A 454-nucleotide genomic window follows, 5' to 3' on the forward strand; every position below is an offset into this window, starting at 1 on the left:
CCAGGTTGGCGTTCCTTTCATCATCGTATTCATGAACAAATGCGACATGGTTGATGATGAAGAGCTGCTGGAACTGGTAGAAATGGAAGTTCGCGAACTGCTGTCCGCTTACGACTTCCCAGGCGACGACCTGCCAGTAATCCGCGGTTCCGCGCTGAAAGCGCTGGAAGGCGAAGCTGAGTGGGAAGCGAAAATCATCGAACTGGCCGAAGCCCTGGACAGCTACATCCCAGAGCCAGAGCGTGCAATCGACAAGCCGTTCCTGCTGCCAATCGAAGACGTATTCTCCATCTCCGGTCGTGGTACCGTTGTTACCGGTCGTGTTGAGCGCGGTATCATCAAAGTTGGCGAAGAAGTTGAAATCGTTGGTATCAAAGACACCGTTAAGTCTACCTGTACTGGCGTTGAAATGTTCCGCAAACTGCTGGACGAAGGCCGTGCTGGTGAGAACGTA

1 protein-coding gene is annotated in these 454 nt (G+C 52.9%); it reads left to right on the forward strand.

What is annotated here, in order from left to right:
- The coding region (locus tag WFM45_RS24595; RefSeq protein WP_261280153.1) for an EF-Tu/IF-2/RF-3 family GTPase at window positions 1-454 on the forward strand (454 nt) is incomplete at both ends.

Origin of the sequence: Serratia sp. KG1D, from assembly GCF_037150675.1 — a bacterium.
Classification (GTDB): Bacteria; Pseudomonadota; Gammaproteobacteria; order Enterobacterales; family Enterobacteriaceae; genus Serratia; species Serratia nematodiphila.